The 16,918-nt window shown below is 54.6% G+C and carries 19 protein-coding genes; 10 read left to right on the top strand and 9 right to left on the bottom strand.

Annotated features, from left to right (window positions below; translation table 11 throughout):
- A partial coding sequence (locus RCH87_RS00830) for a hypothetical protein (RefSeq protein ID WP_306514855.1) occupies window positions 1–273 on the bottom strand: 273 nt, incomplete at its 3' end.
- Window positions 274–342: 69 nt separating this feature from the next.
- On the bottom strand, window positions 343–633 hold the full coding sequence (locus tag RCH87_RS00825) for a hypothetical protein (protein WP_306514854.1): 291 nt from the start codon (window positions 631–633) through the stop codon (window positions 343–345).
- Between the two features lie 135 nt (window positions 634–768).
- Between RCH87_RS00825 and rarD the strand changes: the two genes are divergently transcribed.
- On the top strand, window positions 769–1,737 hold the full coding sequence (gene rarD / locus RCH87_RS00820) for an EamA family transporter RarD (protein ID WP_306514852.1): 969 nt from the start codon (window positions 769–771) through the stop codon (window positions 1,735–1,737).
- Here the strand turns inward: rarD and RCH87_RS00815 are convergent.
- The 5 genes from RCH87_RS00815 to trmB all read right to left on the bottom strand — a co-directional run bounded on the left by RCH87_RS00815 (window position 1,651) and on the right by trmB (window position 7,604).
- The gene (locus RCH87_RS00815; RefSeq protein WP_306514851.1) at window positions 1,651–2,049 is read right to left on the bottom strand and encodes a DUF3054 domain-containing protein; all 399 of its coding nucleotides are present in this window, start codon (window positions 2,047–2,049) and stop codon (window positions 1,651–1,653) included. The two genes, rarD and RCH87_RS00815, sit on opposite strands and share 87 nt — an antisense overlap.
- Before the next feature lie 550 nt (window positions 2,050–2,599).
- Window positions 2,600–3,637: a YbhN family protein gene (locus RCH87_RS00810; protein ID WP_306514850.1), complete on the bottom strand. Its 1,038-nt coding sequence runs from the start codon at window positions 3,635–3,637 to the stop codon at window positions 2,600–2,602.
- A gap of 14 nt (window positions 3,638–3,651) precedes the next feature.
- Complete coding sequence (locus RCH87_RS00805; RefSeq protein WP_306514849.1) at window positions 3,652–6,045, bottom strand: MMPL family transporter; 2,394 nt, start codon at window positions 6,043–6,045, stop codon at window positions 3,652–3,654.
- An 8-nt stretch (window positions 6,046–6,053) separates the two neighbouring features.
- Complete coding sequence (locus RCH87_RS00800; protein ID WP_306514848.1) at window positions 6,054–6,713, bottom strand: NYN domain-containing protein; 660 nt, start codon at window positions 6,711–6,713, stop codon at window positions 6,054–6,056.
- 114 nt (window positions 6,714–6,827) lie between these two features.
- A complete protein-coding gene (trmB, locus tag RCH87_RS00795) occupies window positions 6,828–7,604 on the bottom strand; it encodes a tRNA (guanosine(46)-N7)-methyltransferase TrmB (RefSeq protein ID WP_306514895.1) in 777 nt (258 codons plus the stop codon).
- A 307-nt stretch (window positions 7,605–7,911) separates the two neighbouring features.
- Here trmB and RCH87_RS00790 point away from each other — a divergent pair, with 307 nt between their 5' ends.
- The 7 genes from RCH87_RS00790 to RCH87_RS00760 all read left to right on the top strand — a co-directional run bounded on the left by RCH87_RS00790 (window position 7,912) and on the right by RCH87_RS00760 (window position 14,166).
- Window positions 7,912–9,744 (top strand): phosphoenolpyruvate carboxykinase (GTP), encoded by a 1,833-nt coding sequence (locus RCH87_RS00790; RefSeq protein WP_306514846.1) that lies wholly within the window; start codon window positions 7,912–7,914, stop codon window positions 9,742–9,744.
- 235 nt (window positions 9,745–9,979) lie between these two features.
- Complete coding sequence (locus tag RCH87_RS00785) at window positions 9,980–10,225, top strand: helix-turn-helix domain-containing protein (RefSeq protein ID WP_306514845.1); 246 nt, start codon at window positions 9,980–9,982, stop codon at window positions 10,223–10,225.
- Window positions 10,225–10,866, top strand: coding sequence for a type II toxin-antitoxin system HipA family toxin (locus RCH87_RS00780; protein WP_306514844.1), 642 nt, complete (start codon window positions 10,225–10,227; stop codon window positions 10,864–10,866). The genes RCH87_RS00785 and RCH87_RS00780 overlap by 1 nt, the downstream gene beginning before the upstream one ends.
- Before the next feature lie 158 nt (window positions 10,867–11,024).
- Entirely contained in the window at window positions 11,025–11,933 is a 909-nt protein-coding gene (locus tag RCH87_RS00775) for an ABC transporter ATP-binding protein (RefSeq protein ID WP_306514843.1), read from the top strand.
- Window positions 11,930–12,661: an ABC transporter permease gene (locus RCH87_RS00770; RefSeq protein WP_306514842.1), complete on the top strand. Its 732-nt coding sequence runs from the start codon at window positions 11,930–11,932 to the stop codon at window positions 12,659–12,661. Before RCH87_RS00775 ends, RCH87_RS00770 begins: the two co-directional genes overlap by 4 nt.
- Before the next feature lie 377 nt (window positions 12,662–13,038).
- Window positions 13,039–13,605, top strand: a complete 567-nt coding sequence (locus tag RCH87_RS00765; RefSeq protein WP_306514841.1) for a GNAT family N-acetyltransferase — start codon at window positions 13,039–13,041, stop codon at window positions 13,603–13,605.
- Between the two features lie 174 nt (window positions 13,606–13,779).
- Window positions 13,780–14,166, top strand: coding sequence for a hypothetical protein (locus RCH87_RS00760; protein WP_306514840.1), 387 nt, complete (start codon window positions 13,780–13,782; stop codon window positions 14,164–14,166).
- Between the two features lie 37 nt (window positions 14,167–14,203).
- Here the strand turns inward: RCH87_RS00760 and RCH87_RS00755 are convergent, their stop codons facing one another.
- Window positions 14,204–14,599: a hypothetical protein gene (locus tag RCH87_RS00755; protein ID WP_306514839.1), complete on the bottom strand. Its 396-nt coding sequence runs from the start codon at window positions 14,597–14,599 to the stop codon at window positions 14,204–14,206.
- 113 nt (window positions 14,600–14,712) lie between these two features.
- On the opposite strand from RCH87_RS00755, the gene RCH87_RS00750 reads away from it, so the two are divergent.
- On the top strand, window positions 14,713–15,285 hold the full coding sequence (locus RCH87_RS00750) for a hypothetical protein (protein ID WP_306514838.1): 573 nt from the start codon (window positions 14,713–14,715) through the stop codon (window positions 15,283–15,285).
- 29 nt (window positions 15,286–15,314) lie between these two features.
- Here RCH87_RS00750 and RCH87_RS00745 read toward each other — a convergent pair whose 3' ends face one another.
- A complete protein-coding gene (locus RCH87_RS00745; RefSeq protein WP_306514837.1) occupies window positions 15,315–16,103 on the bottom strand; it encodes a class I SAM-dependent methyltransferase in 789 nt (262 codons plus the stop codon).
- A 374-nt stretch (window positions 16,104–16,477) separates the two neighbouring features.
- Here RCH87_RS00745 and RCH87_RS00740 point away from each other — a divergent pair, with 374 nt between their 5' ends.
- On the top strand, window positions 16,478–16,918 hold the full coding sequence (locus RCH87_RS00740; RefSeq protein ID WP_126844759.1) for a hypothetical protein: 441 nt from the start codon (window positions 16,478–16,480) through the stop codon (window positions 16,916–16,918).

Below are 16,918 nucleotides of genomic sequence, written 5' to 3'. Positions count from 1 at the left end.
TGTAGGTGGGCCGGAGAAAAAGAAGCCGAATGCGATAGTAATGATAAGAACTGGTGATAGTGCTGACAGCAATGCAGCGATATACAAGTCGTATTTCTTTGTTTTATGTGCCAGATAACAGTTAAGCGCGCAAATTGCGGCTATCGCTGTACCAGTGATAGCCACTGAGGGCCACCACCAGTCTTTACCAATGATCCATAGCAAATAGCTACCGACAAAGGCAGCAAATGTTGCACCCCAGCCTAGTAAACGCGCAGATTTCACTTGTGACACATCCCGGTGCTCGACTTAGTAAAACTTTTCCTAATTTTGCTTCCCTCAGGCACCGGCGTCAAGCTTTAATCACGCGAACATGGAGATTAAAAAATATACTAACGCGAATGTTAGTGCAGAATTGATGGCTAAGAAGGGTAGGGGTAATGGTTGTCCATTCCTTTTTTCCACAACTTTGCTCATCACTTGGGATGATAATATTCCTGCAGAGCCTGCCAGCATAATCAGTGCGCTGGTGAATCCTTTTGTGTGTCCGGTTGCTATAGAAACTACGACAATCAAAAAGGATACGCAGCATAGGCCTAGCATTCCCCATGTTACGCCATGAATTTTGTTCTGTTTATCCATATCAGTACTCATGATCATCACCTAAGTCTAATCTAGCAGCCCTGTGCATTTGGCACCTTAGGTACCAGTCAAGATTAAATCAATTTGTTGGGGCAGTCTTCGTTCAGCTAGTCGTCGGCACGATTGATTCCCGGCTACGGTAGTGGAATGCAATATATCGTCGCCGCCTATGTGCTGTGGGGCGTGTTTCCCGCGTTCTTCCCACTGTTGGATCCTGCTAGCCCGCTCGAGATTCTGGCGCACCGCATCATCTGGACTGCGGTGTTGATGGTGGGAATTTTGTTGGTGACCGGCCGATGGCGCGAAATCTATGAGGTGCGCGCGGCTACCTGGTGGCGTTTGACTGCTGCTGGCGTGGTGATCACCGTGAATTGGGGCACCTACGTGGTGGCGGTGATGAATGATCACGTCGCTGATGCCTCACTGGGTTATTACATGAACCCGTTGGTTTCGGTGGCTCTTGGCGTGTTGATTCTGCGCGAGCACCTACGCCGTTGGCAGATGGTGGCCGTGGCTATCGCGGCCGTAGCCGTGGTGTATTTGACGTTCCTGAGCGGCCAGCCACCAGTGATTGCACTCGCGCTGGCCTTCAGCTTTGGTACCTATGGCCTGCTGAAAAAGAAAGTCGCCGTGTCCGCGTTTTTCTCCGTCGGGGCAGAAACGATGATCATGCTGCCATTCGCGCTGGGCTATGTGGCATATATCAGCGTGCACCCAGAGCAACAATCCACTTTCGCCAGTGAAGGCTGGGGGCACACCCTGCTGATGATGTCGTGTGGTCTGGTCACCGCCACCCCGCTGCTGTTTTATGCCCGCGGTGCACACATGCTGCCGTTGTCGACGATCGGCATGCTGCAGTACCTTACCCCGACGATTCTGATGCTGTGGGCGTTGTTTATTACGCAAGAGCCGATGTCGCAGCAGCGCTGGATCGGCTTCATCATCATTTGGGTGGCTGTGGCGGTGTATGTCGCTGACTTGGTGCGGATGCGTCGGCACAGCAGGCGGGAGCAGCGTCGGCAAACGGTATCATTTGCGGGAACCGGCCAGCGCGATGGCAGCGCGCCAACCGAACATGAACAGTGCGGACGTCGCACTGGCGACCAACACGAATGACCAGTGCGGCACCGCCCCATTACGCAACGCCCAGATGACCAGCCCCACGATGACGGTGCACAACCACACGATGGCCGCCCCACGGCCGTTGCGCGCACCACTAACCTTCGTCAGGTTCGTCGCGCGGGAAAGCAATAACCAGCCGAGGCCCAGCCCAATAAGGAATGGCCACAGTGTGGACAACCAGCCCACGAAAGACAGCGGCATGTCTGCAGACTGGTGGGCAATACGTGCGAGTAAGGCGAAAACTGCCAGCGCGATGGCATCGAAGATGATCGGACGGGCAAGTGTGTGGCGGGTAGACATCGACATGCCAGTTATTTTACGTCGCAGCGCATAAATATAAAGCAAGGTTGGGGCATGCTCCTAGTGCTTGTCCGTCTTATGCCTCAACTCCTGGCGAAGATAGGTTATGCCGCAGGCGAAGGAAATGGACATGAGCAAAATAATCACTGCATAGGTGAATATGGAACCTTCGGTAACTTCGGCTGTGATCGATGCGATTAATAGACTTGCGACGCCGATGTAAAAGAGGGCTTCGTTAGGTTTGCGCATGGATCTAATTGGTTTTTCTTAATCGTTGAAACAACCGTCTATAACGCTATCAATTGAAAAGATTTCAAGAAGAAGGCTTACAGCCTGTTCTCCTCCATTAACTGCCGCAGCTTCACTGGCGGTAACTTAAATAAACACCATCCCTTACTTTAGTATCCTTCGAGTTAATAAAATTTACCGTAGAGCTTTGTCCGATTTTCGTCAAGGCTTAGATGTAAACTTTTATGTTGTTGAACGATTGATTACTGCAATTGTGACCTAATTAATCGGATGATAACGCGGTGGCGTATGTTTCCCGACATGCCAGTTATTTTACGTCGCTGGTTTCTTCTGAATCAGTCTGGCGCAGCGCCGCATAGGACATGCCCTTGCGCGCGTAGTAGGCGAAGTAGATGACCCAGCCGATTGCGCTGTAGAAAACGAAGGTGATCAGCCGGTAGACCAGCACGGTGCCAGTGGCATCGACGGCCGTCATGCCGGTGGCCACTAGCGCGGTGATAATCGCGATCTCCACGGTGCCGACGCCCGCCGGGGTGATTTGCGCGGAACCCGCCAGCTTGGCGGTAATAAACGCGACGCTAATGCCCATGATGGTGGTGTGGTCGTCGGCAGGCCAGAAAGAAGGCATATTACCGGTCACGGCCCAGGCGCAAGCCCACAACGAGATGGCGTCGAAAGCTCGGTTGAAAAACGCCATGACAGTGACCCAGGAAAATTGGCTCAGAGTCAAGGACACTTGGTCGAGCTTGTTAATGTGTTTGACCAGCTTGTCAGTCTTTTTCCACGGCAGGTTGTTAATCCACCGCTCCACGGCCCGGGTATTGCAGGAAGCCCAGTACAGGCCTCCGCACAGACCCAGCATCAACGCCAGGGATACTACTAATGACCACAACGCCACATCCGCGCCCCAGAAAAAGACCCCGGTAAAACCGATCAACACGACCCACAGCGTGGAAATCGCAGAAGACAGCACAAAAAACCAGCCACACAGTACCACGGACGCGCCCCAAGCGCGCTGCACTTTATACGTCAAGATCGCGGCAAACGCAGGACCACCGGGAAGTGTCGTCGACCAGGCATTCGAGGCGAAGACAATGTTGTTGCACTCTTTAAACGAGACGGGCACACCACCGGCGACAAACAATTTGCGCATCACCTCGGCCATTGCCAATAGGGAAAAAGCAAAGGTGATAAACACGACGACGATGGGCCAAGGTTGCGCGTGACGAAGGGTGCGGAAACCATCGCTCAAAAAATCTAGCTCGTCGCGGAAGAAAACACCCATGACGACGAGTACTGCTAGGGGCAGTATCCACCGCAGCCATTTGCCTACTGTGCTCTTCATCGTTGCGGCCCCGTCTACTTGTCGTTTTCTAGGCGCTTCATCAGCTCCGCGAATGGAATCAGGTCGCTGTCTTGGTCAGTGGTGCGTCCGCTGCGAATGGCTTTGTTGTCGGCGACGACTTCGGATTCATGCAGCTCGTGCGGTTCATCCAGCTCGTACTGCTCCTCGTACTGCTCATAGTCGTCGTCCGAGGCAAGCTCGTACTGCTCATGGTCGTCTTCCGGGCCAAGGTCGTTTTCTGAGGCAAGATCATCGTCCGGGCCGGAAGCATCCGCCATTCGCCCAGCCGGGACCACGGTCTCTTCGTATGCGCCGTGCCCCATGCGCTCATAAATTCGGTGCACGAAGGCTGGTGCCCACCAGTTGTCTTCGCGCAGCAGGTGCATCACGGCTGGTACGAGGAACATGCGCACGATAGTGGCATCCAGGAAGAGCGCGAAGATCATGCCGAAGGCGATGTATTTCATCATCACGATATCGGAGAAGCCGAACGCGCCAGCCACCACAATCATGATCAGCGCGGCTGCCGTAATGATGTGGCCGGTGTGCGCGGTGCCGTAGTTGATGGCGTCGTCGGTTGACGCTCCACGCTTGCGGGCTTCCACCATGCGCGAGACTAAAAAGACCTCGTAGTCCGTCGACAAGCCATAAATGATGGCGATGATCAGCACCAGGATCGGGCTCATCAGTGGGCCAGGCGAGAAATCCAACAGGCCGGAACCAGCGCCGAGCACGAACATTCCGGTCAAGATACCCAGGGTGGCGCCTAAGGTCAGCACCGTCATGATGATGGCTTTTGCCGGGATGATCAGCGAGCCGAACACCGCGGCCATCAGCAAGAAGGTAGCGACGATGACATACAGCGCCATCCACGGCAGTTTTTCAAACAGTGCTTCCAGCGATTCGACTTCCATCGCCGGCGTGCCGCCGACGTAGAGCTCGACGCCGTCCGGTGCTTCAATCGCGCGCAGTTGCTCGATCACATCCGCATTATCGTCGCGGTCGGCAATTCCCGCGCTCAAGATCGTGGTTCCGTCGACTGTTTGGTTGGACGGAGCCATCGGGGAGGTCAACCCCTCGATCTCACGGGCTTGCAAGACGACGTCGACAAGCTGCTGGTTTTCGGCCCCCTTGACTACAAGTTTGATGGGCTCGGTGCGGTGTTCCGGGAATTCCTCGTTGAAACGATCCTGTGCCTGGCGGGTTTCGTGGCTTGGTGGCAGATAAGTCTCGTTGATGCCGCCGAAGTTGACACCCAACAGCGGGATGGTCAGCGCGAGCAACAACGCGGTAATGCCAACGGTGAACCAGCGGGCTTTGCTCATGGCCCAGCGTGGCACGCGGTACCAAAAGGTTTCTTCGATCGGGCGGGAGCGTTTGGTTTTGCGTACCGTCCATTTGTCGATGTTGTGGCCGAGCATGCCGAAAATCGCTGGCAGCACGGTCACCGAGAGCAGCGCCGCTAGGCCGACGGCGGAAATTGCGCCATAGGCCACGGACTTCAAAAAGGCCTGCGGGAAAATCAGCAGGCTGGAAATTGCCACGGCCACCATGAGCGCGGAAAAAACCACCGTTTGCCCGGCAGTGGCGGTGGTGATCGCGACGGCGGTGCGCGTGTCGCGGCCTTTATCGAGCTCTTCACGGAAACGCGAGACCATAAACAGCCCGTAGTCGATGGCTAGGCCCAGACCAAGCAGCGTGACGACGGCCTGCGAAAACACGTTGACCTGGATGAACCCGGCCAATACTGACAAGATGCCGATGGAGCCCATGATCGACAGCGCGCCGACGATCAGCGGCATGAAAGCCGCGACGACGGAACCGAACACGAACAACAGCAGCAGGCCAACCAGGGGTAGGGCAGCGCGTTCTGCTACCGAAATATCGTGCGCCATGCCCTCATCCAGTGCATCGGCGACGGCCGTGGCACCGGCGACTTCAATATCGAGGTCGCGGGCGGTTTCAGCCCCGGTGAGATCGTCTTCGATGGTGCGGAAATCACGCAGAGTTTGCTCGTCGTCACCGGCTAATCCGATGGCAGCGAACGCGACAGAGCCGTCGTCGGAAAGCAGGTTCGGGTTGCGGGTATCGAAATAGCTGGTGACCTGCGCGATCTGGCCGGGATATTGTTCCTGCAGGTAATCCAGGTGGGCGCGGGCTTTATCTAGGTTTTCTTGCGGGTTGTCGAACAACAAGATGACATCGCCGTTGCGGTCTCGGCCGAAGGTGTCGGCCTCGATCTCCGCGGCGGTGGTGGACGCCGCGCGCGGGTCTTCCCAGCCTTCCTGGCTCAGGCGATCGTCGAGCTTGGTGCCAAAAACCGCGAAGACCACGGCGATAGCCGCGATGATCAGCAGCGGGATGATTCTGCGATGGGCATAGGAAAACTGCCCCCACCTGAAAAACATGCCGGTTCCTAACGGTTAGACAACAGTGACGACAGCGGGCGGAAGGGTGCGAGCCAAGCGCCTTCTTCCGGTAGCGAATCCAGACTAACCCGAGGCAGTGGTTCGAGGAAGACCCCTTCAATATCTTCCAGGTCCACAAAACCGATGTCTTCGTGGCTCACAGCCCACGAACAGTGCTCCTGGAAGCCGAGCACGGTGGCAGGAATTCCGGCGTCGATGAGTTCTTCGAGCAGCTCTTGGAAATTCTGGCCGTCGGCAGACGCGACGATGACTTCGCTCAAGCTGCCTTCTTCGAAGCGCTGCCGGATGTGGGCGACCATATCCGGGTCTACGTCGGATTCTTCAGTAATTTTCGGTTTCGCGAACACCGCATAGCCGACGTTGCGCAGTGCTTCGACCCAGGGGCGGATGACTTCCGCACCGCCTGGAGAGACGTTGGTGAACACACAGGCTTCTGGGGTGAGATTGTCTTCGTCGGCGATTTCGAGGATCCACCGGCCGACGGCGTCGAAACGCGGGCGAGAATTAGCGGTGGGGCGGCCACCCAGGATGGAGCCCAGCCCCATGTCCAGGTTCGGTGCGTCCCAGATCATCAGCAGGGTGTTGTTGTGCGCTGAACTAGTGGGCGCAGAGTGATTCTGCGCGGTGTGTGCGGTATGTGCGTCCATTTTTCGGGATATCCAGTATTTCTCGTATTTTTCGGGTTTATGAGGCTATGGGGTGTGCAGCTGTACGTGCTGTACATGTCGTACGGCTGCTACGGGTCCTGCCGGCGTTTCTGCCTAGCGCTTCACCCACAAGTATTCAGTAATATTGTGGTCTTTTTCTAGGCCTTTGCCTTCGAATTTGGTGATCAGCTGGCGGTCGGTCAACTGTGGGCATTCTGGCCACGGCCAACCTTTGTATTCTAGCTGCGGTTCGACGTCGACAAGCTCGTTGATCCACTCGGCATAGTCCGCATGGTCGGTTGCCACGTGCAGCACCCCGCCGGGCTTCAGCCGGGAGGCGAACAGGTTCAGCGGGCCGGATTGGATGATGCGGCGCTTGTGGTGCTTGGCTTTCGGCCACGGGTCGGGGAAGAACACGCGTATGCCGTCGAGTGATTCTGGGGCGAACATGCGCATCAGCACTTCCATGCCATCGCCGCGGATCATGCGGATATTCGGGATCTCTTCGCGCACCACCTGGCCCAGCAGCTTTGCCAGACCAGGCTTATATAATTCGACGGCAATAATATTGGTATCGGCTTCTTGTGGCGCCATCGCCGCGGTGGAGGTGCCGGTGCCGGAGCCGATTTCGACGATCGTCGGTGCCCCGCTGCGGCCGAACCAGGCGTCGGTGTCGATGCGTTCGTCGGAAAGCATCGCACCAAGCTCGCCCCAGTGCTTTTCAAACGTGGCCAGCTGGTTGTCGCTGAGCGAGCCGCGGCGGAAGGTCACGGTACCTAGGCGCGGGTAGTCGAGGTCATTGTTGAAGACTTCGTTGAAATTGGTTTGCGGTGGGCGCCCAGGGGGGAATTCGCCGATGCCGCGTGATTCTGCAGTATTTTCTGTATTCATCTCGTTATTCGGTGTATTCATGTCATTATTCATTGCACTCTATTGTTCACCGTCAAAACTGACAGAACAATTCGGGGTAGTTTTGTGGAGGCGGAAACGTGCTGCAGTATCGACGGCAGCTGCGATCCAGGCTCAGTTACCCCCAGAATAGGGTGGAAAATACACATTACAAAAGACTAAAATGTGGATAAGCAGGGGTAGTGGCGGTGCGTGCGCACACGCTTATATGTGGTTATTACCTTTCACCCCTGGTAGTCGCTACCCTGGGGCATGTCCAACCTGCTGTAGTGACCGATCAGGAGTCTAAATGAGCGCCCCAATCACGGGACTTGTTGGTGAAGCGCCAACGCAGAACAAAGAATTGATCAACTGGATCAACGACGCCGTTGCAATGTTCCAGCCAGACGACGTCGTATTCGTCGATGGTTCGCAACAAGAATGGGATCGGCTTGCAGAAGAACTCGTCGACGCAGGTACCCTCATCAAGCTCAATGAGGAAAAGCGTCCGAACAGCTACCTAGCACGCTCGAACCCATCGGACGTTGCTCGCGTGGAATCGCGCACCTTTATCTGTACCGAAGACCAGGAAGGTGCCGGCCCAACCAATAACTGGGCCCCGCCGCAGGCCATGAAAGAGGAAATGGTCGACGTTTATACCGGCGCAATGAAAGGCCGCCGCATGTACGTCGTTCCTTTTTGCATGGGTCCGATCAATGATCCGGATCCAAAACTGGGCATCCAGCTGACGGACTCGGCGTACGTCGTCATGTCCATGCGCATCATGACCCGCATGGGCACGGAAGTCCTGGATAAGCTTGGCGACGAAGGCTCCTTCGTGCGCTGCTTACACTCCGTGGGTGCCCCGCTGGAACCAGGCGAGGAAGATGTTGCCTGGCCATGCAATGAAACCAAGTACATCACCCAGTTCCCGGAGAGCAAAGAAATCTGGTCCTACGGCTCCGGCTACGGTGGCAACGCCATTTTGGCGAAGAAGTGCTACGCGCTGCGCATCGCTTCGGTTATGGCGAAAGAAGAAGGCTGGATGGCTGAGCACATGCTCATCCTGAAGCTGACCAGCCCAGAAGGTAAAAACTACAACGTTGCCGCCGCCTTCCCATCCGCTTGTGGCAAGACCAACCTGGCCATGATCACCCCAACTCTGGATGGCTGGTCCGCAGAGGTAGTCGGTGACGATATCGCGTGGATGCACCTGCGCGAAGATGGTCTGTATGCCGTGAACCCAGAAAACGGCTTCTTCGGCGTCGCGCCGGGCACCAACTATGCATCCAACCCTATTGCGATGCGCACTATCGAACCAGGCAATACCCTGTTCACTAACGTTGCGCTGACCGACGACGGCGACGTCTGGTGGGAAGGCATGGATGGGGAAGCCCCAGAGCACCTGATTGACTGGAAGGGTAATGACTGGACCCCGGATTCTGCGGAGAAGGCTGCGCACCCGAACTCCCGTTACTGCGTGCCAATTTCCCAGTGCCCTGTCGCTGCCCCGGAATACGACGACTGGCGCGGCGTGAAGATCGACGCCATCCTGTTCGGTGGACGTCGTGCCGACACCATCCCGCTGGTTACCGAGGCTTTCGATTGGGAACACGGCACCATGATCGGTTCGCTGCTGGCTTCCGGCCAGACTGCCGCTGCCGAGGGAACCGTCGGTGCGCTGCGCCACGACCCAATGGCGATGTTGCCGTTCATGGGCTACAACGCTGGTGAATACCTGCAGCACTGGATTGACATGGGTAAGAAGGGCGGCGACCTGATGCCGTCGATCTTCCTGGTCAACTGGTTCCGCAAGAACGACGAAGGCAAGATCATCTGGCCTGGTTTCGGCGAAAATTCCCGTGTTCTAAAGTGGATCACCGAGCGTGTTGATGGCAAGGTCGGCGCAGAAAAGACCATCGTGGGTAATACCGCGCGTGCTGAGGATTTGGACCTGACCGGTTTGGAGACCAGCCTGGATGAGGTTAAAGAGGCCCTGGCTGTGGACCCGGCAGAGTGGTCCAGCGATGTCGACGATAACGCTGAGTACCTCAACTTCTTGGGCTCACGGGTTCCAGATGAGGTTTTGGAGCAGTTTGAGGCCTTGAAGTCGCGTATTGAGGAAGCTTCTGCAGCGAAGTAAATCTGGCATTCTGCTCTGTTGCCTGCCTAGGGCTAGAGCAGGGAAGCGCTGAGATAGAGCTTCCTGCCTGGGGCTTGGCGTTTGAGCGCAAACGGAAGGATTATTCCGTTTGCGCTTTTTGTATGTGAAAACGTGGGCGATGAAGAACACTAACGGAAGAATCTTTCCGATCTTGGTTTTCTGTACTAGGATTTAACTTAAAAATACACCTAAACGGAAGGATCTTTCCGTCCTGATGTCTGGCCCTCACGTTGGAGCTGGTTGTTTGCAACCTGCTGATAGTGCGATGCAAGCGCGGAAACTGGGCAGCGTAATCCGGCGTACCCGTAAGGAATACATGCTCACCCAACCCCAACTTGCCTTGAAGATTGGGATCTCTGATCGCACGTTGCGTGAAATTGAGAAGGGTACTGGTAGCCCCAGTGTGAAGGCTGTTTTGGCTACCTTGGAAACTCTCGGCTTGGAGCTGGACGTACGGTAATGGAAAGTCTGAAACGAATCACGCACGCTGATGTATATAAAAATGGTGTCTTAGCCGGGAAAATAGTTAAAGACCAAGTAGGGGTTCTCTCGTTTACTTATGTCGGAGAGTATTCCGGGGCGCCTGTAGCGACTACCTTGCCGGTTAATTCTGCATCAGTGACGATGCCGGGTGGAGGATTGCCGAGCTTTTTTGCAGGGTTGTTGCCTGAAGGGCACCGTCTCACCGTGCTGCGGAAAGCTGTGAAAACTTCTTCTGATGATGAGTTAAGCTTGATATTGGCAATAGGCAATGATTTACCTGGCGATGTGCAAGTAGTTCCTGAAGGCACGAAACCTCAAGAGCAAAAGTCACTGGTCATGGGAGATGTGAGACTGCAAGATTTTGCAGCTCTCACCTCGTCAGTGGACGGTGTTGGCATTGCGGGCGTACAAACTAAAGCGTCTTCATCGATGGTTAATGCTCCTGTGCGCATCAGGCATGGAATCCTAAAGATTGACCCACCGGAGCACCCACATTTAGTCGCTAATGAGGCTTTTCCACCAGTCCGACCGCTTCTATCAGCCGCACAATCTGGCGGGCGACGGGCGAAACAGGCAAAGACGCTCGTCTCTCATCAAACTGCAGGCAGTTCGATGTAACAGGAATGTATCACGCACAGTTATTCGAACACGATCCTGGAGTTCTCCACGGTTGACGAAGCAACTCGAAGTGATTCACTTCGGTTCCGGGGTGGGTGGGATACGCTCACAGATGTCCGTATCCCACCCACCGCAACAGCACTCGAGAAAGGTCACACGTGACTGACTATGCAGTTGACGTACGCGACGTAAGCGTCGTCATTAAGGGGAAGACGATTCTTTCCCACCTCGACCTCCAGGTGGAAGAAGGTTCGTTCCACGGGATCATCGGTCCAAACGGGGCGGGCAAGACGACGCTCTTTAACGCGATCCAAGGGTTTCGAAAGCCGACGGAAGGAACGATCCGAGTCCTCGGCCAGTCGCCCTATCCGCGCAATCTAGCCCTGCTGTCCCAGATCGGGATCCAGCCCCAGCAGTCGGCGTTCTTCCCGAAGACGACACTCCGCGAGCACCTTCGCGCGGTCTGTGCGATCCAGGGCGCAGAGCACTCCACGATCGACACGCTCATCGTGGCCCTCAACCTCGCGAAGGCGGCTGACACCAGAGTGGAGAATCTCTCCGGGGGCGAGCGCCAGCGACTCGCCGTCGCCACCGCGATTGTGCACCGGCCGAAAGTCCTCTTCCTCGACGAGCCGACGGCAGGCCTCGATCCCGAAGCCAGGTACTCGTTGGTCTCCCTGCTCCAGTCGACCAATCTTCTGGAGATGACCACCCTTTATACGACGCACTACCTCGACGAAGCTGAGCGGCTATGTGACACGGTGTCGATCGTCGAACAGGGCAAGATTCTCACGACGTCGAGCCCGAGCCGCCTCGTCGCCGAGGCCGATCTCGGCTCGACGGTCATTCTCCCCAATGCTCTCCACCAGGCGGATGCGGTGGCGACGCTTCTTGGCCCGGACGCGGTGCGGGTCACCAAAGACGGGCTCGAGGTTCGGTCTCACGACACGGCCGCTCTGTTCGCGCGCCTCGCTGAAGGCGGGATCGATACACGGCACGCCCAAGTCCACGATGGGCGCCTCGAGGACGTCTATCTCCAGCTCACCGGAAGGGATTACGTAGCATGACCAGATACCGCGCATTAACCAATGTCCTTCTTCGCTACGACCTACGCGACTGGGCGACCCTTATCTTTACGTTCCTCTTCCCGGCGGGCCTACTCGTTGCGCTCGTGTTGACGATGGGTGACAGTATCGAAGGAATGGACCTCACCGGGCCGATCAGCGCGAACGTCATGGCCTTCGGCGCGGCCTTCGTGGGAATCTTCGCGGGCGCCACCCACCTTGCGCTGTGGCGCGAAAACGGAATGTTCGTCGTCCTACGGAGCTTCCCCATCTCCTCAAACACGGTCATTGCCGCACAGGCGACGGCGGGCATGATCTTCCTGATAACGCAGGCCCTTGCCCTCTTCGGCATCGCAATGGCACTCGGCATGACTCCGGAGGCGACCGCGCCGATTGCACTCCTGCCCTTGATCCTGGGCTTCCTGCTTTTCTTCATGCTTGGGGTACTCGTCGGAATCATTCTGCCGTCGATGGCCGGCGTCTCCATGGCAGCGGTCGCCATCATCATCCCCTTGGGAATGATCGGTGGAGCCATGATGCCGATTGAGACGCTTCCGAGCTGGGCGCAGACGGCTGCACCGTACACTCCGATCTACCACATGCGCGAGGCCGTGACGATGCCGCTCAATGGCGAGGGGACGTGGGGTGACGTTGGAATTGGGCTCGGCTATCTGGTCGCTGTGACCGCGATACTCACGTTGATGGCGCAGCGAGCGATGAAGTGGAAGTAGAGCTGTGCCTTCTTTGCTCAACACCTGTACGCAGGAAGCCTGTGTGATCGCAGATGGCTTTCTCGCGGCAGGCCCGCACAGTCTCACGGCGGAGGAGCTGCGCGAACGTTGGTTGCGGACGCGGTCTACGGCGCTGAATCGGGTGCTAGGCTCCCCGAACTCCACCGCTGTCGGGACTTTCGGGGAGTTCTTTTCAGGGATTCGGCGAGCCATGACGCGATTTGCTGGTCAGTCCCGTATTCTCCCCGCGCTTTGAGCTCTCCAACGCAAGATCGGATAGCCGTCTCTTCCCTACTTGATATTGCAGAGGAAACCTCAAGGACTACTGAGTCCATAGCCACTTCTCTTCACTCACTTACAGTTGGTAAGGTGAGATAATGGCCGATCTGCATGACTACTCAATGTCCCTTTTGAGAGGTGACGTGGTTCGTCTCCGTTCGCTTAGCGAAAAAGACTTGCCGAAGTTGGTTTCATGGTGGAACGATCCGGCTTGGAAACCGTATCAGAGCGGTGTGGTCGCACCTTCTTCAGACATGTCCGTTGCAGAGCAGTTTCGCTCTTGGAGCAAGAATAATAATTCGGGCGACTTCGGCTTTTCCATAGAGGAAATTAAAACTGGACAACTTCTTGGACATGTTACTCTTTGGGGGATAGACCCTGTTGTACGGATCGGAAATATTGGAATCATCATCGGCGGCGAGCATGTTGATCAGGGGTTTGGAACGGATGCCATTCGAGTGCTTCTTCGATTTGCCTTCGAAGAGCTTCGCGCCAACAAAGTAGAACTGTGCGTTTGGGAATTCAACCTGCGGGCAGTCCATGTATATAAACGCCTTGGTTTCAAAACGGAGGGGGTTCGTAGAGAGGCGACATTCCATAATGGTAGGTATTGGTCTCAAATTCAGATGGGTATGCTTAATAGCGAGTATCTCATGAGCCATTGAGTAACTGCTTTTTGCTCAGAGGCTTCTCACTTTTAGCTAGTCTGGAGAATTGCGGTTGAGCTATCTAATGGTTTGTGTGTAGGTTCCCAACCTGGATATCAGGTGTCCGCCAAACGGGGTCAGGCCCGTACCACCAACAGAAGCCCATGCAGCTGCAGATTGGATTGTGATTTTTTGGATAGCTTGAAAAGCTCCGCCAGTTTCATTGCCGGGGTAGCTCTGATTATCTTGATAGCAGCTGCTCCGTTTGCAGCGGCATTAGGGGTGACGCATGCCTTAGGCGGACTGGTAACAATCAGCTTTGCTTCTGCACTGCAGTGGGGGGGTATTGCTCTGCCACTTGGATTATCACTTGATAGATTCGCGGGTATGGTCGCGCGTGGGGTTTATTTTCTCTCTGGTCTATCGGTATTTCATACGCAGGCTTTAGGAAATGTAATTGGACTGGTTTTGTTAACGGTGTTGTATTTCTTCGTTACGGAAAATATCTGGTTTGCACTGCTTGCTAGCCTGATCCATATAGCCGTAGCGGCAGTGATAGACAAGATCATCCCGGATTGAGACGTGCCGCCGTAGTGCGGCGCCTAGATTTGCCTTGTTAAACAAATTCATCGTCAATTAGTTGTTTGATGAAAAGTTTAAAAAACCGTGTAGTCAAAATCGATAATAATATAATGATTAGAATGTCAACCCCCCAATCCCATAGCGATTCGTTGTGCATGATTGAAGAAGGGGTTATGAATGCTGTGAATAGCATTGCAGAAAATACAAACATTCGAACATCATTGCCAGCGATAATCCCGAGGTTTATTTCCTGGCCCAGAGCTTTCCCTCCAAAATAAATAAATGTTGTAATTGGTGCTGCAATAATGAAAAGTATCAACGGGATGGATGCTTGCGAGTCGGCAGCGATCATCATATCGACGGCTGTATGAAGCAAGCATAACGAAAGTAAAGATAACGAAACTATAACAAAAGTAAAACGCTCATGCATCGGTCGTTCCTTTTCTGGCCTCTGAATATTAGTTTGGTTATACATACCAACTGTAGCTAAGAGAAGGGAAGCTCGGGTATGTATGTTCAAAAACTTGAGTAAAGCGTAAGGCTTTGGCAGTACCAATCGTTTTTACTCTTGCTGTTTCTGGTATCTCTGATGGGCACGCGAACGCAACAGTTGATCATGAACAAGCATATGTGCTAGAAAATGAATTTCCAAGAAATCCAACTGAGACGGACCTATCAAATATTGGGGTTACCCGTCAGGACGCTGAACATGCTTCAGAAGAGTTTGTTCGTATTATTCGAGAAGCGCAGAATTCTGGAAAACTCACTGGTGCTCAAAGTGATTATTTTCTAGAGCTTGCTGAATCTCCGCGTTCTGATGTTGATGGTGCAGTGAGTACTCGAGCATTGCCTTTGTGGGCTGCCGGTGCAATTGTTGGATGCGCGGGAAGCGCGGTGGCTGGCTCAGGAAAAACTCAAATTCAGAATGCTCTCAAGCAGGGAGCTTCCGTCGATGAAGCAGCAGATATTGCTGTAGACGTAGCGGTTGATTGTGTTTTTGGTGCTATACCTGGTGGGGCAATTGCTGTGGCTGCGAAGAAAATGCTTACACAACCTATTAAGAATGCGCTTAGGCCAATTGTGAAAAAAGGTGTGAAGAAAATTGATGATGACTAAAACGATGTTCGAACTGTTTGGTTGTCAAGTTATTTAAGCCTTAACTTGTTCCGCGTCTTATCCACCACAATCACCAGGTTTGAAGTGCCCAACTCCCGCAGCCCGGGTAGCTTCGTAATCCACCAGGCCCAGCTGGGGTGGTAGCGCGGGAAGCAGTAGGTATGGTAGCCGCATTCGGCTGCCCAGCCGAGGCCTTCGTGGGCGGAGACGTCGAAAAGCGAATGCCCCCAGATATTTTTTGGCGGATGCCCGTGCTTGCGTTCGTAACGACGCCGGGCGAAATCCCCACCGATATAATGTGGCCACAACCCTGTTTCGTGCCCGCCGAAAGGCCCGAGCCACACCGTGTAACTGATGACCGCCAAGTTGCGTGCAACCCGCACCATTTCCTCGGCCATCTCCCAGGGGCGCGCGATGTGTTCGGCCACGTTGGAGGAATAGACGATGTCGACGCTGTTATCCCGAAAAGGCAGCGCTGTGCCGGAAGCACGAACCGCGGTATCCAAGGTGATTCCGGCTGCAGTCATTTCTGAAACGTCTGGTTCCAAGCCAATATAGTGCGCGCCGTGCTCGGCGAAAGCCGCCGAAAAATACCCGGGGCCACCGCCGACATCCAGCACCGATAGCTTGTCCAGCCCCGTGCCGTGCACATCCTGGTGGATTGCTGCCAGTTGTTGCGCGGTATCACGGGCCAGCGGTTCATAAAATTTGCGTGGCTGGGATTGCTCGTAATCGAAAGAACGCAGCAGGCGAATCGACCGGGCTAAGCTGGCATGGCGGCGTGTGTGGTGCAGGGGATGGCGCAGTTCGGGACGCATAGGTTCCCAGGATATAGCGTGTTGGAGGTTGTAGTTGGGAAGCCCAGTTTTTATTGATCGATCTTCGCTGAAACTCTTGCTTTTTGGGCTGGAAACTATATTATGAGGGTAATCATTCCAACTGGATAAAGTGATATAAACCATGTTGAGGGTTTTTCGGCGAAGAACCGTTCCGAGTGTGTGGTGCGATCTGTGCCCAGTATGAGAGGATGGGTGGTCCGCGGTGTTTTGACGTGGCTGCGGGCAGGCCCTTGTGCTCGAATACGGGATAGTTACACAATCGGAGTTAAAGGGTTTGATTGGGTAACTATTTAAAATAATGTGAAAAAGGGTTGGAGCGAAGAGAATCGTAATTTTTTAAAGAATAGGTCATTGTGGATAATTTTAATGTCCCGATTTTTCTAAACTTGCTGTTATTGTTCAGCGTTGTTCCTTCGACGATAATCGGAGGCGTCATTTGGCTCAGCTATTTGTTTTCGCGGAGGAAAGTTCTGCGTGAAGAGCAATCGGCGTCGAACCCTAAGATGCAGCGGAGGATAGACCAGCCTCAGCGTTCTTATCCGGTTTGGTTATTGCTGATGTGTGGTGCGGCAGCCGGTGTATTTGCCCCGATTGTTTGGTTGACATGGGCGCCTAGTTATGGGGCGCAGCATGTACCTGAACCACCTGGTGACTACCCTCTATGGCAAATATTAGGTTGTGTAGTAACTGTTGCTGCCTGCTCTATTTTTGTCAGTATGAAGTTGCGCAATACTTTTCGGGGTGCTGTTGCAACTTGGGGCGGGAGCCAAGAAAGCTCCGTTTTTATTGTGTGA

Origin of the sequence: Corynebacterium sp., assembly GCF_030826625.1 — a bacterium.
Taxonomy (GTDB): domain Bacteria; phylum Actinomycetota; class Actinomycetes; order Mycobacteriales; family Mycobacteriaceae; genus Corynebacterium.
The sequence above is the reverse complement of the archived record's forward strand: the minus strand, read 5'-3'. Positions and strand labels throughout refer to the sequence as shown.